The 19883-nt window shown below is 27.6% G+C and carries 19 protein-coding genes; 12 read left to right on the forward strand and 7 right to left on the reverse strand.

The features are described from left to right. Positions 1–355 precede the first annotated feature (355 nt). Entirely contained in the window at positions 356–1834 is a 1479-nt protein-coding gene (locus IC213_RS02365; protein ID WP_227824130.1) for an arylsulfotransferase family protein, read from the reverse strand. Between the two features lie 487 nt (positions 1835–2321). Between IC213_RS02365 and IC213_RS02370 the strand changes: the two genes are divergently transcribed. From IC213_RS02370 to IC213_RS02420, 11 genes are all read left to right on the forward strand, one after another. Further along, positions 2322–2780, forward strand: a complete 459-nt coding sequence (locus tag IC213_RS02370) for a PTS sugar transporter subunit IIA (protein ID WP_227824129.1) — start codon at positions 2322–2324, stop codon at positions 2778–2780. Between the two features lie 67 nt (positions 2781–2847). Continuing rightward, the gene (locus IC213_RS02375) at positions 2848–3123 is read left to right on the forward strand and encodes a PTS sugar transporter subunit IIB (protein WP_021385190.1); all 276 of its coding nucleotides are present in this window, start codon (positions 2848–2850) and stop codon (positions 3121–3123) included. 57 nt (positions 3124–3180) lie between these two features. Continuing rightward, positions 3181–4455: a PTS galactitol transporter subunit IIC gene (locus tag IC213_RS02380; protein WP_227482790.1), complete on the forward strand. Its 1275-nt coding sequence runs from the start codon at positions 3181–3183 to the stop codon at positions 4453–4455. A 130-nt stretch (positions 4456–4585) separates the two neighbouring features. Then, complete coding sequence (locus tag IC213_RS02385; RefSeq protein WP_227432710.1) at positions 4586–5638, forward strand: galactitol-1-phosphate 5-dehydrogenase; 1053 nt, start codon at positions 4586–4588, stop codon at positions 5636–5638. After that, positions 5639–6670 carry a zinc-binding dehydrogenase gene (locus tag IC213_RS02390; protein ID WP_227432711.1) on the forward strand — a complete coding sequence of 344 codons (1032 nt, stop codon included), beginning with the start codon at positions 5639–5641 and terminating at the stop codon, positions 6668–6670. 91 nt (positions 6671–6761) lie between these two features. Then, positions 6762–7574: a transketolase gene (locus tag IC213_RS02395; protein WP_227432712.1), complete on the forward strand. Its 813-nt coding sequence runs from the start codon at positions 6762–6764 to the stop codon at positions 7572–7574. A 2-nt stretch (positions 7575–7576) separates the two neighbouring features. After that, the gene (locus IC213_RS02400; RefSeq protein WP_227862693.1) at positions 7577–8497 is read left to right on the forward strand and encodes a transketolase family protein; all 921 of its coding nucleotides are present in this window, start codon (positions 7577–7579) and stop codon (positions 8495–8497) included. Positions 8498–8636: 139 nt separating this feature from the next. Then, complete coding sequence (gene rpiB, locus IC213_RS02405; RefSeq protein WP_227432714.1) at positions 8637–9083, forward strand: ribose 5-phosphate isomerase B; 447 nt, start codon at positions 8637–8639, stop codon at positions 9081–9083. A 32-nt stretch (positions 9084–9115) separates the two neighbouring features. Next, positions 9116–9781: a ribulose-phosphate 3-epimerase gene (locus IC213_RS02410; protein ID WP_227482789.1), complete on the forward strand. Its 666-nt coding sequence runs from the start codon at positions 9116–9118 to the stop codon at positions 9779–9781. A gap of 107 nt (positions 9782–9888) precedes the next feature. Then, positions 9889–11391, forward strand: a complete 1503-nt coding sequence (locus tag IC213_RS02415; RefSeq protein WP_227845639.1) for a phosphomannomutase/phosphoglucomutase — start codon at positions 9889–9891, stop codon at positions 11389–11391. Positions 11392–11784: 393 nt separating this feature from the next. After that, positions 11785–12780: a GGDEF domain-containing protein gene (locus IC213_RS02420; RefSeq protein ID WP_227845640.1), complete on the forward strand. Its 996-nt coding sequence runs from the start codon at positions 11785–11787 to the stop codon at positions 12778–12780. 143 nt (positions 12781–12923) lie between these two features. On the opposite strand, the gene IC213_RS02425 is transcribed toward IC213_RS02420, so the two are convergent. The 6 genes from IC213_RS02425 to IC213_RS02450 all read right to left on the reverse strand — a co-directional run bounded on the left by IC213_RS02425 (position 12924) and on the right by IC213_RS02450 (position 19034). After that, the gene (locus IC213_RS02425) at positions 12924–14102 is read right to left on the reverse strand and encodes a sensor histidine kinase (protein WP_227862694.1); all 1179 of its coding nucleotides are present in this window, start codon (positions 14100–14102) and stop codon (positions 12924–12926) included. A 388-nt stretch (positions 14103–14490) separates the two neighbouring features. Further along, on the reverse strand, positions 14491–15207 hold the full coding sequence (locus IC213_RS02430; protein WP_227432719.1) for a response regulator transcription factor: 717 nt from the start codon (positions 15205–15207) through the stop codon (positions 14491–14493). 184 nt (positions 15208–15391) lie between these two features. Continuing rightward, on the reverse strand, positions 15392–16192 hold the full coding sequence (locus IC213_RS02435; RefSeq protein ID WP_227432720.1) for a PIG-L family deacetylase: 801 nt from the start codon (positions 16190–16192) through the stop codon (positions 15392–15394). Positions 16193–16602: 410 nt separating this feature from the next. Next, positions 16603–17802 (reverse strand): hypothetical protein, encoded by a 1200-nt coding sequence (locus tag IC213_RS02440; RefSeq protein WP_227432721.1) that lies wholly within the window; start codon positions 17800–17802, stop codon positions 16603–16605. Positions 17803–17832: 30 nt separating this feature from the next. Continuing rightward, complete coding sequence (locus IC213_RS02445; RefSeq protein WP_227432722.1) at positions 17833–18435, reverse strand: DUF3794 domain-containing protein; 603 nt, start codon at positions 18433–18435, stop codon at positions 17833–17835. A gap of 26 nt (positions 18436–18461) precedes the next feature. Further along, complete coding sequence (locus IC213_RS02450) at positions 18462–19034, reverse strand: DUF3794 domain-containing protein (protein WP_227482784.1); 573 nt, start codon at positions 19032–19034, stop codon at positions 18462–18464. A gap of 198 nt (positions 19035–19232) precedes the next feature. Between IC213_RS02450 and IC213_RS02455 the strand changes: the two genes are divergently transcribed. Further along, positions 19233–19838 (forward strand): DUF3794 domain-containing protein, encoded by a 606-nt coding sequence (locus IC213_RS02455; protein ID WP_227482783.1) that lies wholly within the window; start codon positions 19233–19235, stop codon positions 19836–19838. Positions 19839–19883: the final 45 nt, after the last annotated feature.

Genomic DNA, 19883 nt, shown 5'->3' on the forward strand with positions numbered 1-19883 from the left:
TTTATATTAATTTATGAAATTTTAGAATCATAAAGATTTGTATATGCAGATACTAAGAAAGAGCAGTAATAAAAGATGGAATATGTATTATAATAATTTATACATATACCAAATAAATAGAAATATCTAGTAGAATATAAGAAATTAAAAACAGTAGTCAGGAAAATATCAAATATGTTGGTGTTATAGTAATTTTCTAATATCAAAGCAGGTGTTATAGAAACATAAAAGTTGACACCTGCTTTTTATATTAAAATTAAGGAAAATAATAACCCTGCAAGTAAAAATAATAGATTTATTTTCCTTGCAAGATTTGTATTAATTAAAATTGATATTTTATTTTAAGGTAAGTTTTTTATTGAATTTTATAGCATCTATACATACTTTCACCACTCTTAAAGGAGAATCTGAAATAAACTTTATCATTAGAGAAATCTTTTTCTATAGCTACTAAATCTTGCTTTTCTCCAGCCTTTCCACCAGTTCCAACTAAGAATACATCTTTTTCACTATCTATTTCTTGAACTGAACCCATATATTTGTAATAGTCATTTATGTCATATGAGCGATATTCAGTAACTTTTTTATTTTCTTCATCCAATTTTATTTTAATAACTCTTGTAGATTTATTTTTTACACCATTATCATATAAGGTTATATATCCATCATCTGTAATTCTAGCATTATGCTGTCTTGAGAACTTTTGATTATCTGTTAAATTGAACTCATCACCCAATCCTCCTAGGGTCCAAATAATTTCTCCTGTTTTTCTATCTAATTTAATAACTTCATCTAAATTTCTAAATGAGCAGATTAGATTTCCGTCCTTGGGGTCAATAGTCATAGAATTAAAATGTACATAGTCTAAAGATGTATCACTTTTTTCGCTAAAATTATTTTGTTCAACACTTTCTTTATATAGTTTTTCATGGTCAATACTTTCCCACTGCCATACAACTTTACCATCTTTTATTTCTTGTAGTACACTATTTACCACATAAGGTGAATTTCCTTTATTCAAGTTTGAAGGAATGTTTGTTGCCTTAGATTTTTGATAACTAGAAACAATATAGTGATTATCATTTATGTATATAAAGTCATGGTTTTCTAACTCAGTACCAGATTCTATGTTTTTATTTTTTTCCATAGTAATTTTATTTATTTCATTATAATTTTCATCTAATATAACAAGATATGTTGGTGAGTATCCAACAGAACTTATTCGTTTTGTTGAGTCTTTATCTTGAAGTAAATATCCATATCTAACTTTACCATCATCTGTAGTGATTTTTTTAAAATCAAAAGGATTTGATTCGACTTCCTTGTAAAAAACTATATTTCCTTTGTTATTTAATTTAAATACAAAATTATATTCTTCATTGTGTGTAGTAAGATAATAATCACCATCATAAGGGCTATTTGCAGTAACAGTATACTTTGGAAAATCTTTTGAAAGAGAATTTATGTAATAATTTCTATATGAATTCTCACCACTATACATTACAGATATTTTTATTTTAGAAGAGCTACTGATTTCTTTCAATTTAAAAGTTGATTTATCATTTACATTAATTTCTTTATCATCTATTTTGACACTGTTTACACTTTTAGAGTTTTTTATTGTTATACTATTTTGATTTGTTGAATTAAGTTGCTTTACGTTTTGACTATTAAAAATTCCCTCTTTAGATAGTGTTACATCATAACCATTTACAGTTATAGTAAGTGTTTTTTTCGACTTACTTTGAGATGCAAAGACTTGCTTTGCGAAAACACCAGAAACAAATAAAATACTACATAAAAATACTATCTTTAATAAATTTTTTCTTTTCATTCTTATCTCCTTTTCATATTAAGTTTTATATATTTTCATATTGATTTTATTATATAAATAAAAACATACTATGAATTTAATTATGCGTAACGTGAATTTTGATAGACAATTATATGAAAATTCATTCACACTGAAATAATTAAACAATAAATACGAAAATTAATGTTGTTTAGATTGAATAATTTTATAAAATAGCTAAGAAACAGAAAAAACCACCCATAAAAAATAAAAAAACCATTTCTATAACAAAAAAAACCACGAAAATATAAAAATATATGGATAGTTAAGTGCTTAACAAGTGAAAATTAAAATAAAAATTAAAAAAAATTTATCTATGAAAGTCGGCTAAAATCCTGCGATTGAACATTATTTCAAGGAAAACATTTTCTTTTATTTCACAAAAAAAGCCACTTTTTGGCACGGCATATGCTTTATATAAAGACAAGAAAAACAAGATATGAGATAAGAGCAATTAGGAGGTGCAAATATGGAGTTTATAAATTTTGTAAGTGATAAAGTTATAAACCTTAAAATGGATTGTAAAACAAAAGAAGATTTCTTTAAGGAAATACATAATAAAGTTTTTGAATTAGGCTTTGTAAAAGAAGAATTTGGAGAAAAAATACTAGGGAGAGAAAATGTATTTCCAACAGGTTTAAACTTAGGTGATTATGGAGTAGCTATACCACATACAGATGCAGAATATATTAAAGAACAATTTATAGCAGTCTGTACTTTTAATGAACCAGTAGTATTTAGTTCTATGGAAGACCAAGATGAAAAAGTACCTGTAAATTTAGCTTTCGTTTTGGGGCTTAATCAACCACACAGTCAATTGTCTGTATTAACAGAATTGATGGGGATTATGCAAAATAAAGAATTAGTTGAGAAGCTAATGGATTCTACTGACAAAGAAGAAGTTTTAAAGACAATAAAGTCTTTATAAAAAATAAAAGAATAAAAGATACTAACAATAAAAATAAGAAAATAAAAATTATTAGGAGGAAATAAAAATGAAAAAAATATTAGTAGCATGTGGAGCAGGAATAGCAACATCAACAGTAGTTTGTGATAAGGTAGAAAGATTAGTTAAAGAAAATAATATACAAGCAGAAGTTATACAATGCAAAATAGCTGAATGTGCAACAAAGCAAGATGGAGCAGATTTAATAGTATCAACAACTATATTACCAACAACTTATAATATACCAGCAATAAAAGCAACAGCGTATATAACTGGAGTTAATACAGCAGCATTAGATAAAAAAATATTAGATGCTTTAAAATAATCCTATCATAAATAAATTGAAATCATATTAAAAAAACAGAAAAAGGAGGATTTATAAATGGATAAATTATTAGCAGTAGTACAGTACATTTTAAACATGGGACCAACAGTAATACTACCAATAACAATTGTAGTCTTAGGAATGATATTTAGAATTAAATTTACAAAAGCTTTAAAATCAGGTCTTACAATTGGTATAGGGTTTGTGGGTATAAACTTAGTTGTAAACCTATTAACTTCAACACTAGGGCCAGCAGCTCAAGGAATGGTTGAGAGATTTGGACTTAATTTAACAGTAATAGATGTTGGTTGGCCAACAACAGCATCAGCAACATGGGCTTCACCAGTTGCACCAATATTAATACCAGTTTGTTTATTAGTAAACTTACTATTATTATACTTCAATAAAACAAAGATATTAAACGTTGATATATGGAATTATTGGCACTTTATAGTAGCAGGTGCAGTTGGATATATAGTAACAGGAAGTTATATCTGGGCTATATTCTGTGCAATATTAATGGAATTATTAGTACTATTTATTGCAGAAAAAACAGCCAAGAATGTTCAGGAGTTTTATGATTTAGAAGGTATAGCATTACCAACTGGTTCAACAGCTTCATTTGCTCCACTTGGATATTTAGTAGGTAAATTTGTTGAAAAAATACCAGGAATAAATAAAATACAAGCAGACCCAGATTCTATACAAAAAAAATTCGGTATATTTGGTGAACCAATGATGATGGGTATTATACTAGGGATAATACTTGGAGCTCTTGCTGGATACGATGTAGCAGGAATATTCAATGTAGGTATATCAATGGGTGCAGTAATGTTACTTATGCCTAGAATGGTTAGAATATTAATGGAAGGTTTAATTCCAATTTCAGAATCAATAAGAGATTTCTTACAAGCAAAATATGGAGATAGAGAACTTTATATAGGCCTAGATGCAGCAGTAGCAACTGGACATCCAGCAGTTATATCAACAGCTCTTATACTTGTTCCTATAACTCTATTCTTAGCAGTTATATTACCAGGAAATAAAGTTTTACCATTTGGTGACTTAGCAACAATACCATTCTATATGGCATTTATAGTATGTTTTAGAAAAGGTAATATAGTTCAATCAGTGATAACAGGAACTATAGTAATAGCTATATCACTTTATATGGCTACAAATTTTGCAGATGTTCATACGCAATTATTACAACAAGCAAATATGATGCCAGAAGGAACAACAATGGTTACAAGTATAGATACAGGTGGTAACTTACTAAAATGGGGAATATTGAAATTATCTCAATTAGTTTCTTCACTTGGAATATTCTAATATTTAGTTAATAGAGATTACTCTTTTTTAGTAAAGTATGCGAAAATTTAACATTTAGCAGCTACTAGAAAAGAGTAATATTTTTTATAAATTTTTAAAAAATACAAAATACAAAAGGAGGAGATTTATCGTGAAAGCAGCAGTATTACATGGCACAAATGATATGAGATTTGAAGATATAGAAATAAAACCATGTGAAAGTGATGAAGTAAAAATAAAAGTTATGGCAGCAGGAATATGTGGGTCAGATCCTCCAAGAGTATTAAAACATTGGAAATATCCAGTTCCAGCTATACCAGGACATGAATTTTCTGGAGTAATTGCAGAAGTTGGTAAGGATGTAAAAAATGTAAAAGTTGGAGATAGAGTAGTTGCGATTCCTTTTATACCTTGCAATGAGTGTGAATATTGTAAGAGAGGGTTATTTTCATTATGTGATGACCATGGTATGTTAGGAGCTAAAACTTTTGGAGCTTTTGCAGAATATGCAAACATAAAAGCTACAAATGTTTTACCAATAGGAGACATGGATTTTGAAGATGCCGCTATGATAGAACCACTTGCAGTTGCTATGCATGGAGTACTTAATATAGGTATCCAAGTTGGAGATACTGTAGCTGTAATGGGTAGTGGAACAATGGGTCAACTAGTAATACAAGGACTTAAGATAGCAGGAGCTGGAACAATTATAGCAGTTGATATATCTGATAATAAATTAAGAGAATCAAAAGAATTAGGTGCTGATATAATAATTAATGCTAAAGATGTAAACCCAGTAGAAAAAATAAAAGAACTTACTGGTGGAAAAGGTGTTGATATAGCACTTGAATGTGCAGGCTCTAAAATAACTCAAGAACAATGTTTACTTATAACTAAAAAGAAAAGTAAAATAGGATTTTTAGGGATAGCATATTCAGATATAACTTTATCTGAAGAAGCATTTGAAAATATATTTAGAAAAGAACTAGAGTTAAAAGGTTTCTGGAATTCTTATTCTGCACCATTCCCAGGACAAGAGTGGACTAAAGGAATCACTCTAGTTAATGAAGGAAAAATAAAATTAAAAGAAATGGTATCTCATAGATTTTCACTTGAAGATACTTATAAAGCATTTGAAATGATAAGAGATAGAAAAGAAGAATTTAATAAGATATTAATTTTACCACAAGGGGTTGAAAAATAAATGAAGGCAGTAGTTAAAACTAAACCAGGTTATGATAATGTAGAAGTATTAGAGGTAGAAGAGCCAAAAGCTACAGGAGATAAAGTTAAAATAAAAGTAGAATACAGTGGTATATGTGGTTCAGATATACATTCATTTAAAGGGGAATATGCAAATATAAAAGCTCCAGTAACTTTAGGTCATGAATTTTCTGGAATTGTCGTAGAAATTGGTGAAGATGTTAAAAATATAAAAGTAGGAGATAGAGTTACATCAGAAACTACTTTTGCAACTTGTGAAAAATGTATATATTGTGCAACTAAAGACTACAATTTATGCCCAACTAGAAAAGGTATTGGTACTCAAGCAGATGGAAGTTTTGCTGAATATGTATTATCAAGAGAGGAAAGCATACATGTACTTCCTGAAAATGTATCTTTATTATCAGCAGCTCTTACAGAGCCACTAGCTTGTTGTGTTCATGCAGCTCTTGAAAAAACTACTATAGAAAGTGATGATACAGTATTAATAATAGGACCAGGACCAATAGGTTTACTATTAGCTCAAGTTGTTAAATCTCAAGGTGCTACAGTTATAATGTCTGGTGTTACAAAAGATAAAGAAAGATTAGAAATAGCTAAAAATCTTGGAGTAGATAGAACTGTAAACGTAATGGAAGAAAGTCTAGCAGATGTAGTAAATGAAATGACTGATGGAAATGGAGTAAATAAAGGATTTGATTGTTCTGGATTTATGCCAGCAGTTAATGAAGCTTTAAGATTACTTAGAAAGAAAGGAACTTTCGTACAAGTTGGGATATTTGCCAAAAAACTAAATGAAATGGATCAAGAAGCAATAATTCAAAGAGAGTTACAATATATTGGAAGTAGATCACAAAAACCAAGTTCTTGGATTATAGCATTAGATTTAATGGCTAGTGGAAAAGTAAATACAGAAGCATTAGTTACAAGAACTGTTGGTTTAGACGAATTTAAAGAGGGTATTACAGCTTTAATGAACGGAGAAGAAATAAAAGTTGCAGTAAAATCTTAAAAAAACATTTGTATTATTTTAAAAAAAATTGTAAAATCTACTGTAGGATAAGAAAATGTAAGGTCTTAAAAAATAACAGGAGGAAAAAAGTATGAGCACTCTTAGAGATCATTCTAATAATATTAGAAAAAACATAATAAAAATGGTTGCAGAAGCTAAAAGCGGGCATCCAGGTGGTTCATTATCAATAGCTGACATGTTAACAGTGTTATATTTTGATAAAATGAACATATGTGTAGAAAATCCAAAAATGGATGATAGAGATAGATTTGTTCTATCAAAAGGTCATGCAGCACCAGCTTTATATGCTACATTAGCAGAAAAAGGATTTTTCCCAGAAGAAGAATTATTGACACTTAGAAAGTTTGGTTCTAAGTTACAAGGACATCCAGACATGAAAAAAGTAGCAGGAGTAGATATGTCTACTGGTTCTCTTGGACAAGGTTTATCTGCTGCAAATGGTATGGCACTAGCTGGTAAATTAGATAATAAAGACTATACAGTGTATACTATATTAGGTGATGGAGAAATCCAAGAAGGTCAAATATGGGAAGCTGCAATGACAGCATCACATTATAAATTAGACAACTTAATTGCATTTGTTGACTTAAATGGATTACAAATAGATGGTTCTAATGAAGAGGTAATGAATGTTAGTCCAGTAGATGACAAATTTAAATCTTTTGGATGGAATGTAATAGTAATAAATGGACATTGTTTTGATGAAATAGGAAATGCAATAGATGAAGCTAAAAAAGTTACAGGAAAACCAACAGTAATAATAGCTAAGACAGTAAAAGGTAAGGGTGTTTCATTTATGGAAAATAATGCTGCATGGCATGGAACAGCTCCAAATGCAGAACAAGCAGAACAAGCATTGAAAGATTTAGAAGGAGGTCTATAGGAATGGGAATAGCAACTAGAGAAGCTTACGGACAAGTGTTAAAAGAACTTGCAGAAAATAAAGATATAGTAGTATTGGATGCAGACTTAGGAAAAGCTACAAAAAGTATATCATTTAAAGAAGTTGCTCCAGATAGATTTTTTGATATGGGGATAGCAGAAGGTGACATGATTGGTACAGCAGCAGGTCTTGCTACTTGTGGAAAAATACCTTTTGCAAGTACTTTTGCAATATTTGCAGCAGGAAGAGGCTATGAGCAAATAAGAAACTCTGTAGCATATCCAAACTTAAATGTTAAAATAGCAGCTACTCATGCAGGAGTAACAGTAGGAGAAGATGGAGGAAGCCATCAAGCTATAGAAGATATATCTTTAATGAGAGGTATACCAAATATGGTTGTGTTAAATCCAGCAGATGCTTTAGAAGCAAGACAATCAATATTTGCATCTATTGATTATAATGGACCTGTATATATAAGACTAGGTAGAGCTGCAACTCCAGATGTAAACAGTGAAAACTATAAATTTGAAATAGGAAAAGGAACTGTTTTAAGAGAAGGTTCTGATATAACAGTGATAGCTACAGGAATAATGGTAGCAAAAGCATTAGAAGCAGCAGAAGAACTTGCTAAAGAAGGTATAAATGTAGAAGTTGTTAATATATCTACAATAAAACCTTTAGATGAAACATTAATAAAAGAAAGTGCTAAGAAAACTGGAAAAGTAGTTACAGCAGAAGAGCATAGTATAATTGGTGGTTTAGGTTCAGCTGTATGTGAAGCTTTAGCAGAAACTAAAGATGTAGTAGTTAGAAGAATTGGTGTTAAGGATGTATTTGGTCAATCAGGTACACCAGCAGACTTATTAAAACATTATGGATTAACTACTGAAGATATAGTAAAAAATATAAAAGAATTATTATAGATGTAAATATCATTGAATAATAAATTGGTTTGATATAAATCAATTAAAGCTGTCTTAAAAATAGAAAGAAATTTCTACAATGGGACAGCTTTATTTTTACGATAATTATAAAATTTTATATAAAGAGGGGTGCTTTTTAATGAAAATATCTATTGGATGTGACCATGGTGGTTACGAGTTAAAGGAATTTATAAAAGAAAACTTAATAAATAAAGGTATAGAAGTTGAAGATGTAGGAACAACTTCAAAAGAAAGTGTAGATTTTCCAATATATGCAAAAAAAGTAAGTCAAAATGTTCAAAGTAAAAAATCAGATTTAGGTATACTTTGTTGTGGTACAGGAATAGGCATGTCTATTGCTGCAAATAAATTTAAAGGAATTAGAGCAGCAGTTGTGTCAGATTGTTTTTCAGCTAAAGCCACGAGAGAACACAATAATACAAATGTACTTTGTTTAGGGGAAAGAGTTATTGGAAAAGGATTAGCAATGAGAATTGTTGAAGAATGGTTAAATTCAAGTTATAATGGAGAAAGACATGCAAGAAGATTACAAATGATTGATGATATAGAAAATGAAAACTTATAAATAATGAAAATTTATATCTAAGGAGGAGAATTATGTCTATTATTTGTGCTTCAATAATGTGTGCAGACCAAATGAATTTAAAAAAAGAACTAGAAGCTCTTGAAGAAGCTGATGTAAAATTGCTTCACTGTGATGTTATGGATGGAATATTTGTCAAAAACTTAGCTATGGGGCCAGAACTATTAAAATCAATAAGTGAAAATACAACTATCCCTTTAGATATTCATTTAGCTACAGAAACTCCAAATAAGTATATTGATATGATGTCTTATATAAAACCAAAGTATATTTCTTTTCATGTGGAATCAAGCACAGATGTAAAAGCTGATATACAAAAGTTGAGAGAATATGGAATAGGGCCAGTATTAGCGATAAGTCCTCAAACTAGTGTAGATAAAATAGAAGAATATATAGGTTTAGTTGAGGGTATCTTAGTAATGACAGTAAATCCAGGATTTGCAGGTCAAAAATTTAATCTATCTGTTTTGGATAAGTTAGATAAGCTTACGGAGATATTAAAAGATTATGATAATCCTCCATTTATAGAAGTTGATGGAAATATAAATAAAGAGACCATTAGACTTATGAGTGGCAAAAAAGTCGATATATATGTTGTAGGTACTTCAGCTTTATTTAATGACAAGCCTCCAATTTCATATAAAGAGAAGATAAAAGAATTAAAAGAAAGTATAAAATAGTTAATAATAAAATTATAAAATATGCATATTTAAATAATGTAAATTTTAAATAAGTTAGGAATTTTATAATCTTTAATAAAAATTTTAATTGAGTAAGGAGAATGTTTATGGGTGACATATACAAGCTGCAAAATGGAACAGATATTAGAGGAATAGCATATAAAAATGATTCTAAGGAAGTTAATTTAACTGTAGAAGAAGTAAAAAAAATAGCTAAAGCATTTCATATTTGGTTAAAAGAAAAAACTAAAAAAGATAAAGTAACTGTTGCAATAGGAACTGATTCTAGAATAACAGGGAGTCAATTTAGAAATACTGTTATTGAAACTTTGATTAATGATAATTGTGATGTAATTGATTGTGAGATTGCTACAACACCAGCAATGTTTATGACAACTATCATGGATGGATACCACTCTGATGGTTCAATTATGATTACAGCTAGCCATTTACCTTATTACTATAATGGGTTAAAGTTTTTTACAGAAAATGGTGGTCTAGAAAAAACAGATATAAAAGAAATGTTAGATATAGCTGTTAAAAATGATAGTGTACAGTCTGAAGGAGTAGATAAAAAAGGAACAGCTGTAGTAAAAAATTTAATAGAAGATTATTCTAATTTATTGATAGATAAAATTAGAACAGGTGTAAACTCAAGTAAAAACTATGAAAAGCCTTTTTCTGGACTTAAAATACTAGTTGATGCAGGAAATGGAGCTGGAGGGTTCTTTGCTGAAAAAGTTTTACACATACTGGGAGCAGATACAACAGGCAGTCAGTTTTTGAACCCAGACGGTATGTTCCCAAATCATATACCAAATCCTGAGAATAAAGAAGCAATGGAAAGCATCTGTAAAGCCGTATTAGATAATAAGAGTGATTTAGGAATAATATTTGATACAGATGTAGATAGAGCTGCTATTGTAGGTAAAAATGGGAAACCAATAAATAAAAATGCTCTTATAGCTGTTATATCATCAATAATATTAGAAGAACATCCAAATACAGCCATAGTAACTGATTCTATTACTTCAGAAGGTCTTGCTAAATTCATAAGCGAATTAGGAGGAAGACATCATAGATTTAAAAGAGGATATAAAAATGTAATAAATGAAGCTATAAGATTAAATAGTGAAGGTGAAGAGTGCCATTTAGCTATAGAGACATCTGGACATGCTGCTCTAAAAGAAAATTATTTTTTAGACGATGGAGCATATTTAATAGCTAAAATTTTAATAAAAGTTGCAAAACTGTCTTTAGAGGGAAAGACTATAGAAGAATTGATAGAAAACCTTGAAGAAGCAAAGGAAGAAAAAGAAGTTAGAATAGGAATCAATAAAGAAGATTTTAGACCATATGCAGAAGGGATACTAAAAGAATTAGATTCTCATGTTAATAATGTTGATGGATGGTCTGTTGCACCAAATAACTTTGAAGGTATAAGAGTCAATTGTAATGAAGCAAATGGAGATGGTTGGTTTTTACTTAGAATATCATTACATGAGCCATTGTTAGCTTTAAATATTGAATCAAATAAAGTTGGTGGAGCAGAAGAAATTTACTCTGAATTAAAACTTTTCCTAGAAAAATATGACTTAAAAGGTCTTTAGTGTTAATAAAAAACATATACTATATTAAAGAATGGATGTAAATTTATACCTAAGATTACAAATATTACAAAATTGTAATCTTAGGTAACAGAGATGTAACTGATTATGGAAACTCTATGTGATATTATAAATACAGAGAGATGAAATACATGATGATTTATAGAGAAATATAATTTAAAATGTATTAATATCGCACTAAAAGGTATAATCAAATAAATATGTAAATATAAACCCCAACATTTAGAAAGAGACCTCCAAGGAGGTTTTTTTCTTGTTTACTTCTAAAAAAGCATAAAAAATATATTATGTATAGATATAAATTTTTTTCTTTAAACAAATACACAATGTCATGATATAATAACTTTATTAGAACGATAAGGGGATAATAATATTATGTTTAAGAACAAATATGTTGAACGTGTTGAGCAGTTTATAAATGCATATTTTGTAGAGAGGGATGTGAAAAAATGTATGTCTTTTTTTCACAAAAATATATGTTGGATTGGTACTGGAAAGTTTGAAGTAGGGAATAGTATTGAAGAGGTAGAGTATTTATTAGAAGAGTATGTAAAACAATCACCAGATAGTTTTATTTTAGAAAAGTTATGGCTAGATAGTAAAGAATATTCAAAAAATTCACATACTGTATTTGGAGAGTATCTAGTTTGTAAGAAAACTAAAAAAGGCTATAATTTTCAAGTAGAAATAAGAATAACATACTTATGTGTTGAATGTGAGGGAGAAATATTAATAAGTAGTGTTCATAATTCTGTTGCAAATGATTTACAAAAAATAGGTGAGTATTTTCCGATAAGTTTAATGGAAGCTGAAAATAATAGACTAGAGGCCATTATTAATGAAAAAACAAAAGAAATAGAAGAGCAAAGAGTTATGTTGTTAGAGGCAAACAGAAAACTTCAGCAACTGGCTATTACGGATGAATTAACTGGTTTATTAAATCAAAGAGCCATTATGGGAAATATAAAATATACTGTTAAAGATAATTCTAAAAATTATGCAATAATGATAATCGATATAGATAATTTTAAACATGTAAATGATAATTATGGGCATCTAGTGGGAGATGAGGTTATAAGAGTGATGGCTTACATCATTCAATCATTTAAAGATTACTATCTATTCGCTGGTAGATATGGTGGAGATGAATTTATTGTTTTGACAGAAAATATAGAAAAAGCAATTCATATTGAATCTAAAGTTCATAATAGTCTACTTAAATATAATTTTAAAGAACTTCACTATAAAATAACTGTAAGCATTGGAATTTCTGAATGGATAGACTTTGATTCATTTGAAGCATTTTTAAGCGAGGCAGATAAAAAATTATATAAAGCTAAAAAATCAGGAAAAAATAAGACTATATATTAGAGCAAGTATATAAAAATAAGTATATATGTATATCAAAAATAGTTTTATGATTTTAATAAGGTTGTAAATTACAAGTTAACTATTTATAGCATGTAATTTAAAATAAAAATTATTTTGCAATTTACAACCTTATATATTTAATATTAATTAATTTTTTTAAAAGCAAGGGTTACCTTAAATAAATCAGCATCTATAATTATTTCCATAGTTGCATTTTGTAATTCAATTATATTTTGAGAAATTGATAAGCCCAGACCAGAGCCATCTGTATTTCTGGATATATCACCTCTTCTAAATCTTTCTATTAATTCTTCTGGTTTTAGATTTAATTTATCATTTGAAATATTTTTAAAGGTTACTATTATATTTTCATCTTTTATAAACATATCTATGTAAACTCTAGTATTTTTCATAGAATATTTTAGTATATTACCAATTAGGTTTTCAAAGACCCTCCAAGTCTTTTTTCCATCTATCATAGTAAATACAGAGTCTTCTGGTGTTTCTATTATAAAATCTAAATTACTGTTTTGAATTTTATCTTCAAGTTCTACTATACTTTGAATTAAGAGTTCTTTTATATCACTCTTTGTTATATTAAATTCAACATCACCACTACTAAGTTTAGAAGCTTCGAATATATCTTCTATCAATAATTTTAATCTTTGTGATTTTTTATCTAAAATATTTATATAGTCGTTTATAGTTTCTTTATCAAGGTCGTTATTTTTTAACATATCTACATAACTTAGTATAGATGTAAGTGGAGTCTTTAAGTCATGAGATACATTTGTTATAAGCTCAGTTTTCATTCTTTCACTTTTTATATTAGCATCTACAGCAGCTTCAAGACCATCTGTTATATTATTTATGCTTTTAGATAAAGCAGATATTTCATCATCTCCTATCACTTCCAACTTATATTTTAGATTTCCATTTTCAATGTTTTTTATATTTTTTGAGATATTATTTATGTAATTAAACTTAGTAGATAAAAAGTTGTATATATAAGAACAAGCAATTATACTTACAAGTGTAAATAAAACCTCTATAACTATAGCATTAGCGTAATATATACGCATAAATAATACTAAAGCTATGTACTGAATAACTGCTTGTATAACTATAGAGATTAAAAATGCTATAGCTAGTTTCTTATTTATAGTTTTTCTATTATATCTGCTAACAAGATCTGAAAAGAATCTACATGTTATAGACATATCTTTTGGATTGTAGCCACCATGCTTTATGTTTTCATATATTATATAAATTACAGATAGAATAATAAAATTAAATACAATTAAATTTGTATTGTAGAACATTTTAGTGTTTGTAAATATGTAAAATCGTAATGCTAAAAGTATTAAAATTAATATAAGTGTAAACTCAATCTTTACATTGGAAAAGAAAGTGATAATGTTTTCTAAGAATTTAACTTTATTTTGGTTATTTTTTTTATAGAATATAAAAAATAATATAGCCAATATACAACTTAATAATGCAATACCTTCACAAATAAATTTCAAATTTGTTTTTGATAAATACAAAGGAGGCCCAAAGTAGTAAAAGCAAGGTATAGCTACCTCATTGTATAAATATTTAAATTCATTAATATCAATAAAGTTATTATTTAAATCGTATATTGTCTCAAATAATATAGAAAGCGATAGAAATAATAGTAATAATAAAATAAATTTTGCTCTTGAATCATTAATAATTAAGTTTTTCAATTTTGTAACCAATACCCCACACCACCTTTAAATATTTTGGTTCTTTTGAATTTACTTCAATCTTTTCTCTAATTCTTCTAATATGAACAGCAACAGTTCTTTCGCAGCTATAAGCATCTTCGTTCCAAACTTTTTCATAAATCTCATGAGAAGAGAATATTTTTCCTTTTCGTGATAGGAGAAGAACAAGTATTTTATACTCAAGAGGTGTCATTTTAACTTCTTCACCATCTAAAGAAACTATTTTTGTATCTGTATTTAGCTCAAGACCTCCACTTTTTAAAATATAATTAGTATCATTTGAATTGTTTGTATTACTAAAATCTCCTAAGTTTATATATCTTCTAAGCTGAGATTTTACTCGTGCAGTAAGTTCGAGTGGATTAAATGGTTTAGTTATGTAATCATCAGCACCCATATTAAGGCCTATAATTTTGTCCATATCCTGTGATTTTGCAGATAAAAGTATTATAGGAATATTCTTTTTTTCTCTTATCTTGAGAGTAGTCTTAAGACCATCTAAATTGGGCATCATTACATCCATTATTATTAATTTAATATCATTTTCAATTAATATGTCCAAAGCTTCTAACCCATCATATGCTTTTAAAACGTTAAGATTATCAGGTTTTAAATAGAATTCTATAGCATCTACTATTTCCCTATCATCATCTACAACCAATATATTTTGATTCACTTCATTAATCCCCCTCGAAATTTTATTTTTAATCAATTTTTATTTTATACTAAAAATTGGTTTCAGAAAACAGTAAGTATATAAATTGACTAGCTCTAAAAATATATTAACAAATATAAATAACAAAGGAATTTCATAATTATTAAGAATTTATAACAAATATTTATTTTAAAATAAATATTTGTTATAAATTAGGAGTGTGGAGTATAGCAGGAACATTTTTATCACTTAATAATTTATCAAAAGATTTGTGGTCAGATTTATAACCAATACCCTCTCTACATTCTGATTCATCAATAAGTTTATATTGTTCACATGCATTTTTAACTTTTTCATAGTCCTCAATAGAATGAGCTTTATAAACTATCTTGTTGTTAAAACTTATTTCATGAGCAAACTTAGGTTTTACAAAGTATTTGGCATCTTTGATTTGACCAGAGTTATATAGACCTTGAATAACAGAGCCATTTTTTATGTGTTGTAAATGGTCATCTAACTTGTAAGTATGTGCTATATGGGTTACACTTTTAAATTTTTTTTCAAAAGTAATTGCAATTTCTTCCATAGAGTTAAAATTAGTAGTACCATTTACATTTTTTTCTGGTAAGATTATTATGTTTTCTCTTTTTACTCCTAGATTATTAAGAGAAGCTAAGAACTCTCTATTTCTGTATTCTGATTTTTGGCTATCTGTAAGAGTTTCATATTTTTTATATCTATCAAAAACAGATATACCACATCCAGTAGACACTAAAACCACAAATACATTATTTTGTCCTCTTTCTTTTACAGCATTTACAATAGCACTACCAGCCCACAATACCTCATCATCTTGATGTTGAACATAGAAAACAACATAATCTTTAAACTTTCTATTACTATAATTAACATAGCTATTAAAACCTGTTAAAATCAAGCATAAAACTAAAATGATAGATAAAATTCCATACTTATTTATAGTAAACTTCTTGTTTTTAAGAGTCATTTAATCATCTCCTGAAAAGCTGTCTTACTTATATTATCAATCAAAGTATTAAAAATTATTTCTTAAAAATCAAAAAATATAGAGTAGATTAATGGAATAAAATTTTTTGTTAACTAAACTAAAAATTAAAAAAATTTATATAGAAGTAAGAAAAAAGAAGGGATGGTTTATTGGAATAAACTTATAAATAAGCTAAATATCTACTTGACGTTTTATGAATTATTGAATCTAAGCGTACGTGGCACAAAGACTATTTTTTCATTGCTTTCATTTAGTGAGGTATTAAGTATTTAAACTAAATTCAAAGGCGTAAATTTGGTATTATTAACGCCTTTAAAAATTTAGATACTGTTATTAATTTGGTTTGTTTATATTACTTTATATAGTATACTAGTAAAATAGTATTAACCTTAATTACACAACGATTTTAATTGTGCTTTTAAGAATAATGTTATATTTTTAAATATAGTTCTTTCATCAAGATCATTTACATATATATCTTCAATACATGAATCTACAATAAATTCCTCACATAAATCCACTTCTATGTCTAACTTAGGATTATATCTGTAACCATTTATTGTAACTACTGGTCTTCCAGGTGGTGAAATAACTATTCCTTCTTCATATGTCAAGCATTCAAATTTGGCATATGGAATTATATATGCTAAAAATGGTACTTCATAATGTGCAGAATGAACTGATTGTTCATCTACTAGAGCAGTATATACTATTTTCTGTTTTAATAAACCATTTACTATTAGTTTTCTTCCATTTAAGCATGTTCCTTCAGCATTTTGTAGTATTGCAAATGCACTAGTCTTGTCACAATCGATTGGTATTCTACTTAAACTTTCAACAAGTATAATTAATATACCATTTTCTCCAATTAATATCTCAAATGAAGGTGTAATGATATTATTAATTATTGTTTGTAAAGTTGTTATTAATATTTCTATTAATGGTCCTTCAAGTGTACTAACTGTTTCAAATATATCATTGATAACAATTTGTATAGATTTTAGTAATCTTATTAAATCGTCTGTTCTGCATATTATAGAATTAAGAGATTCGCATACTATTCTTGCTATATCAGTTTGAATTGTATTTAACAAATTATCAATATCAAATAAAATAGAATTCACAGATGGTTGAACTAAATCTAGTAATCTTTGTAACTTAGCTAATAAAGGATTTATAATCTCACCTAATCCAGGTATTAAAGGTATAGCATCCTTAATTGTTGATATTAAATCATTTATTCCACCAATCAATGTATTAATTGTTGTCTGTATATTTGTTGCTAGAAACGCATCTAATATAGCTTCTATTTTATTCAATATATCCAAGCTAATATATAAATTATATGATTTATATGCAAATGGAGTTTCTATAAGTTTTACTGAAGTAATTGTTGCACTTGCATAAACTTGATCTATATTTTCTATATCAGGTTTTAATCTTGGGATGGGAAGTATCTCAGGAATTGAAATCTCTGTCCAATTTAAGTTTTCTTTTTTACATCCATTCATATTTAATTTTGATACATCACATATACCTAAAGTTTTGATATTAAAGTCACATTCACAAGTTTTTTTATTACATCCCATTTTTATTCCTCCTCATTTTATTTAAATTACTTAACATATTTTTGATGCCTTTATAAAAATAGTTGTATTTTTAAAGACACTTCTTTCTGATAATACACATGCATATATGTCCTCTATATATGCTGTTATTTTAAATTGTTGGTATAGTGGTGTATTTTTCTCTATTATTATAAATACTGAAAATGGTATATTAAAATCTGCAGAATGAACTGATTGTTCACCCAGTGCTGCTGTATAGATTATTTTTTGTCTTAGTAGTCCTTCTATTATTAGTTTTTTTCCTGTCAAATTTGTACATTCTCCATTTGGTATAGTTTCTCCTGGGATATAGTATCCATTACATGAGCTGTATCCGTTTACCAAAGGTGTTTTTATTACTCTTTGAGATATTATATCTACACAAGAATGTACCTCCACTATATCTTCTATATTTGGCTTTTGTGATGGTATATCTACTGTTTCTGATACAAAAAACTCTGTCCATTTGTTTTTATCTTCAGGACAGGGGCATTGCAAAACTTTTTCTATTTTTGATTCTGGATAGACACCAACAATATTTAATATCTTATCATCGCAACAGCATTTATCATGGAATTGATAAGATGTGCCATTTGTATAATTAGAATTTAACATTTCCTCTACTCCTTATTTTTATAATTTTATAATGTATTTCTTGGTATTGCATATAATAATAATGTTGTATATTTAGAGATAGTTCTTGCATCTAATAGGCTTACAGACAAATCTTCTATACACGCATTTACTTGATAGTCTACATCAAGTGAGTCTAATTTCATTGATTTTGTGCCCTTATTAAAAGTAATTTTCTGTGGTATAACTATATAGCTTGAAAATGGTACATAAAAATGTGCAGAATGAACTGATTGAGATCTTTCATCAGCTGTATAAGATATTTTTTGACACAATTCACCCTCAACAATAATTTTTCTTCCTGTAGAGATTTTTCCTTCTAAGTTTGGTATAAAATCACAATTAGCATCTAAAGGTGATACAGGTGTTTTTACTACTTTTGTTCTCAATATATTCACTGATACATTAACTGAATTTATCTGTTCAATATCTGGTTTTTGTATTGGGATACTTAATGTTTCTGGTATATACATCTGAAACCAATAAGGATATTGACTTATAACCTGTGTAACATCGTCTATGTCACATAAACCGCTTACATCAATTAAATCCATATTACAAGCACATGCATTACTATTCATATTTATCTCTCCTTATATAATTTATTGAAAGTTTTTACCTCTCAATATAATTTATTTAAATTTCGACTTTTTGTTACATGTTTTTAAGATTTTTTATTTTTTTAGCTTTTTTATAACAATATATGATTTTATATCATATATAAAATGTATATAGAAACTTTAATCTCTATATAATTATAAAATTAAGGAGATATTTATATGAATGAAAGTATTTTAAAAACGGGAATTACACCCTTAGAAGACTATCCAGATAACAAATGTATGAAATACTATAAAGAATTTATAGAAGATGATATACTATGTGTTCCAACACAAAAACCAGATATAGAATGTATTAATGAAGTAAGTGTAAAGATATGCATAGAAGATAAGGAGATTATTAACACTATACTAGGGCCAAAATTAGTTATAAAAGGATTTAAAAATATTAAGATTATATATACAGGAGATAATTGTCAGCAGTCTCTTCATTCTGCACATTGGAGTATACCATTTTGTCAATTTATCTTGCTAAAAGATTTGAGGTATGATAAGTGTGATAATATTATAGAAACTATTTTTGTTGGAATAGAGAATATTTGTGTAAAACACTTTGATTGTAGAATGATTGATTTATCACTATTATTTATAATTTGTCCGCAACTTCGTAATTGTAATAATTGTAAATGCTGTAGAAGTTATTGTATGCATAATCCAAATTTATGCTATTATGATAATGATGACTGTTCAGATAGTTGTAATAATGTTACACAATGTAAATATAGTCTTAGTGATAAATATAATAGTAAAATTAGATACAAATAAATATTTAAATAAGAGACAATAGGTATATTTACATATATTTATTGT

It is taken from the genome of Clostridioides sp. ES-S-0049-02, assembly GCF_020658465.1.
Lineage (GTDB): Bacteria > Bacillota > Clostridia > Peptostreptococcales > Peptostreptococcaceae > Clostridioides.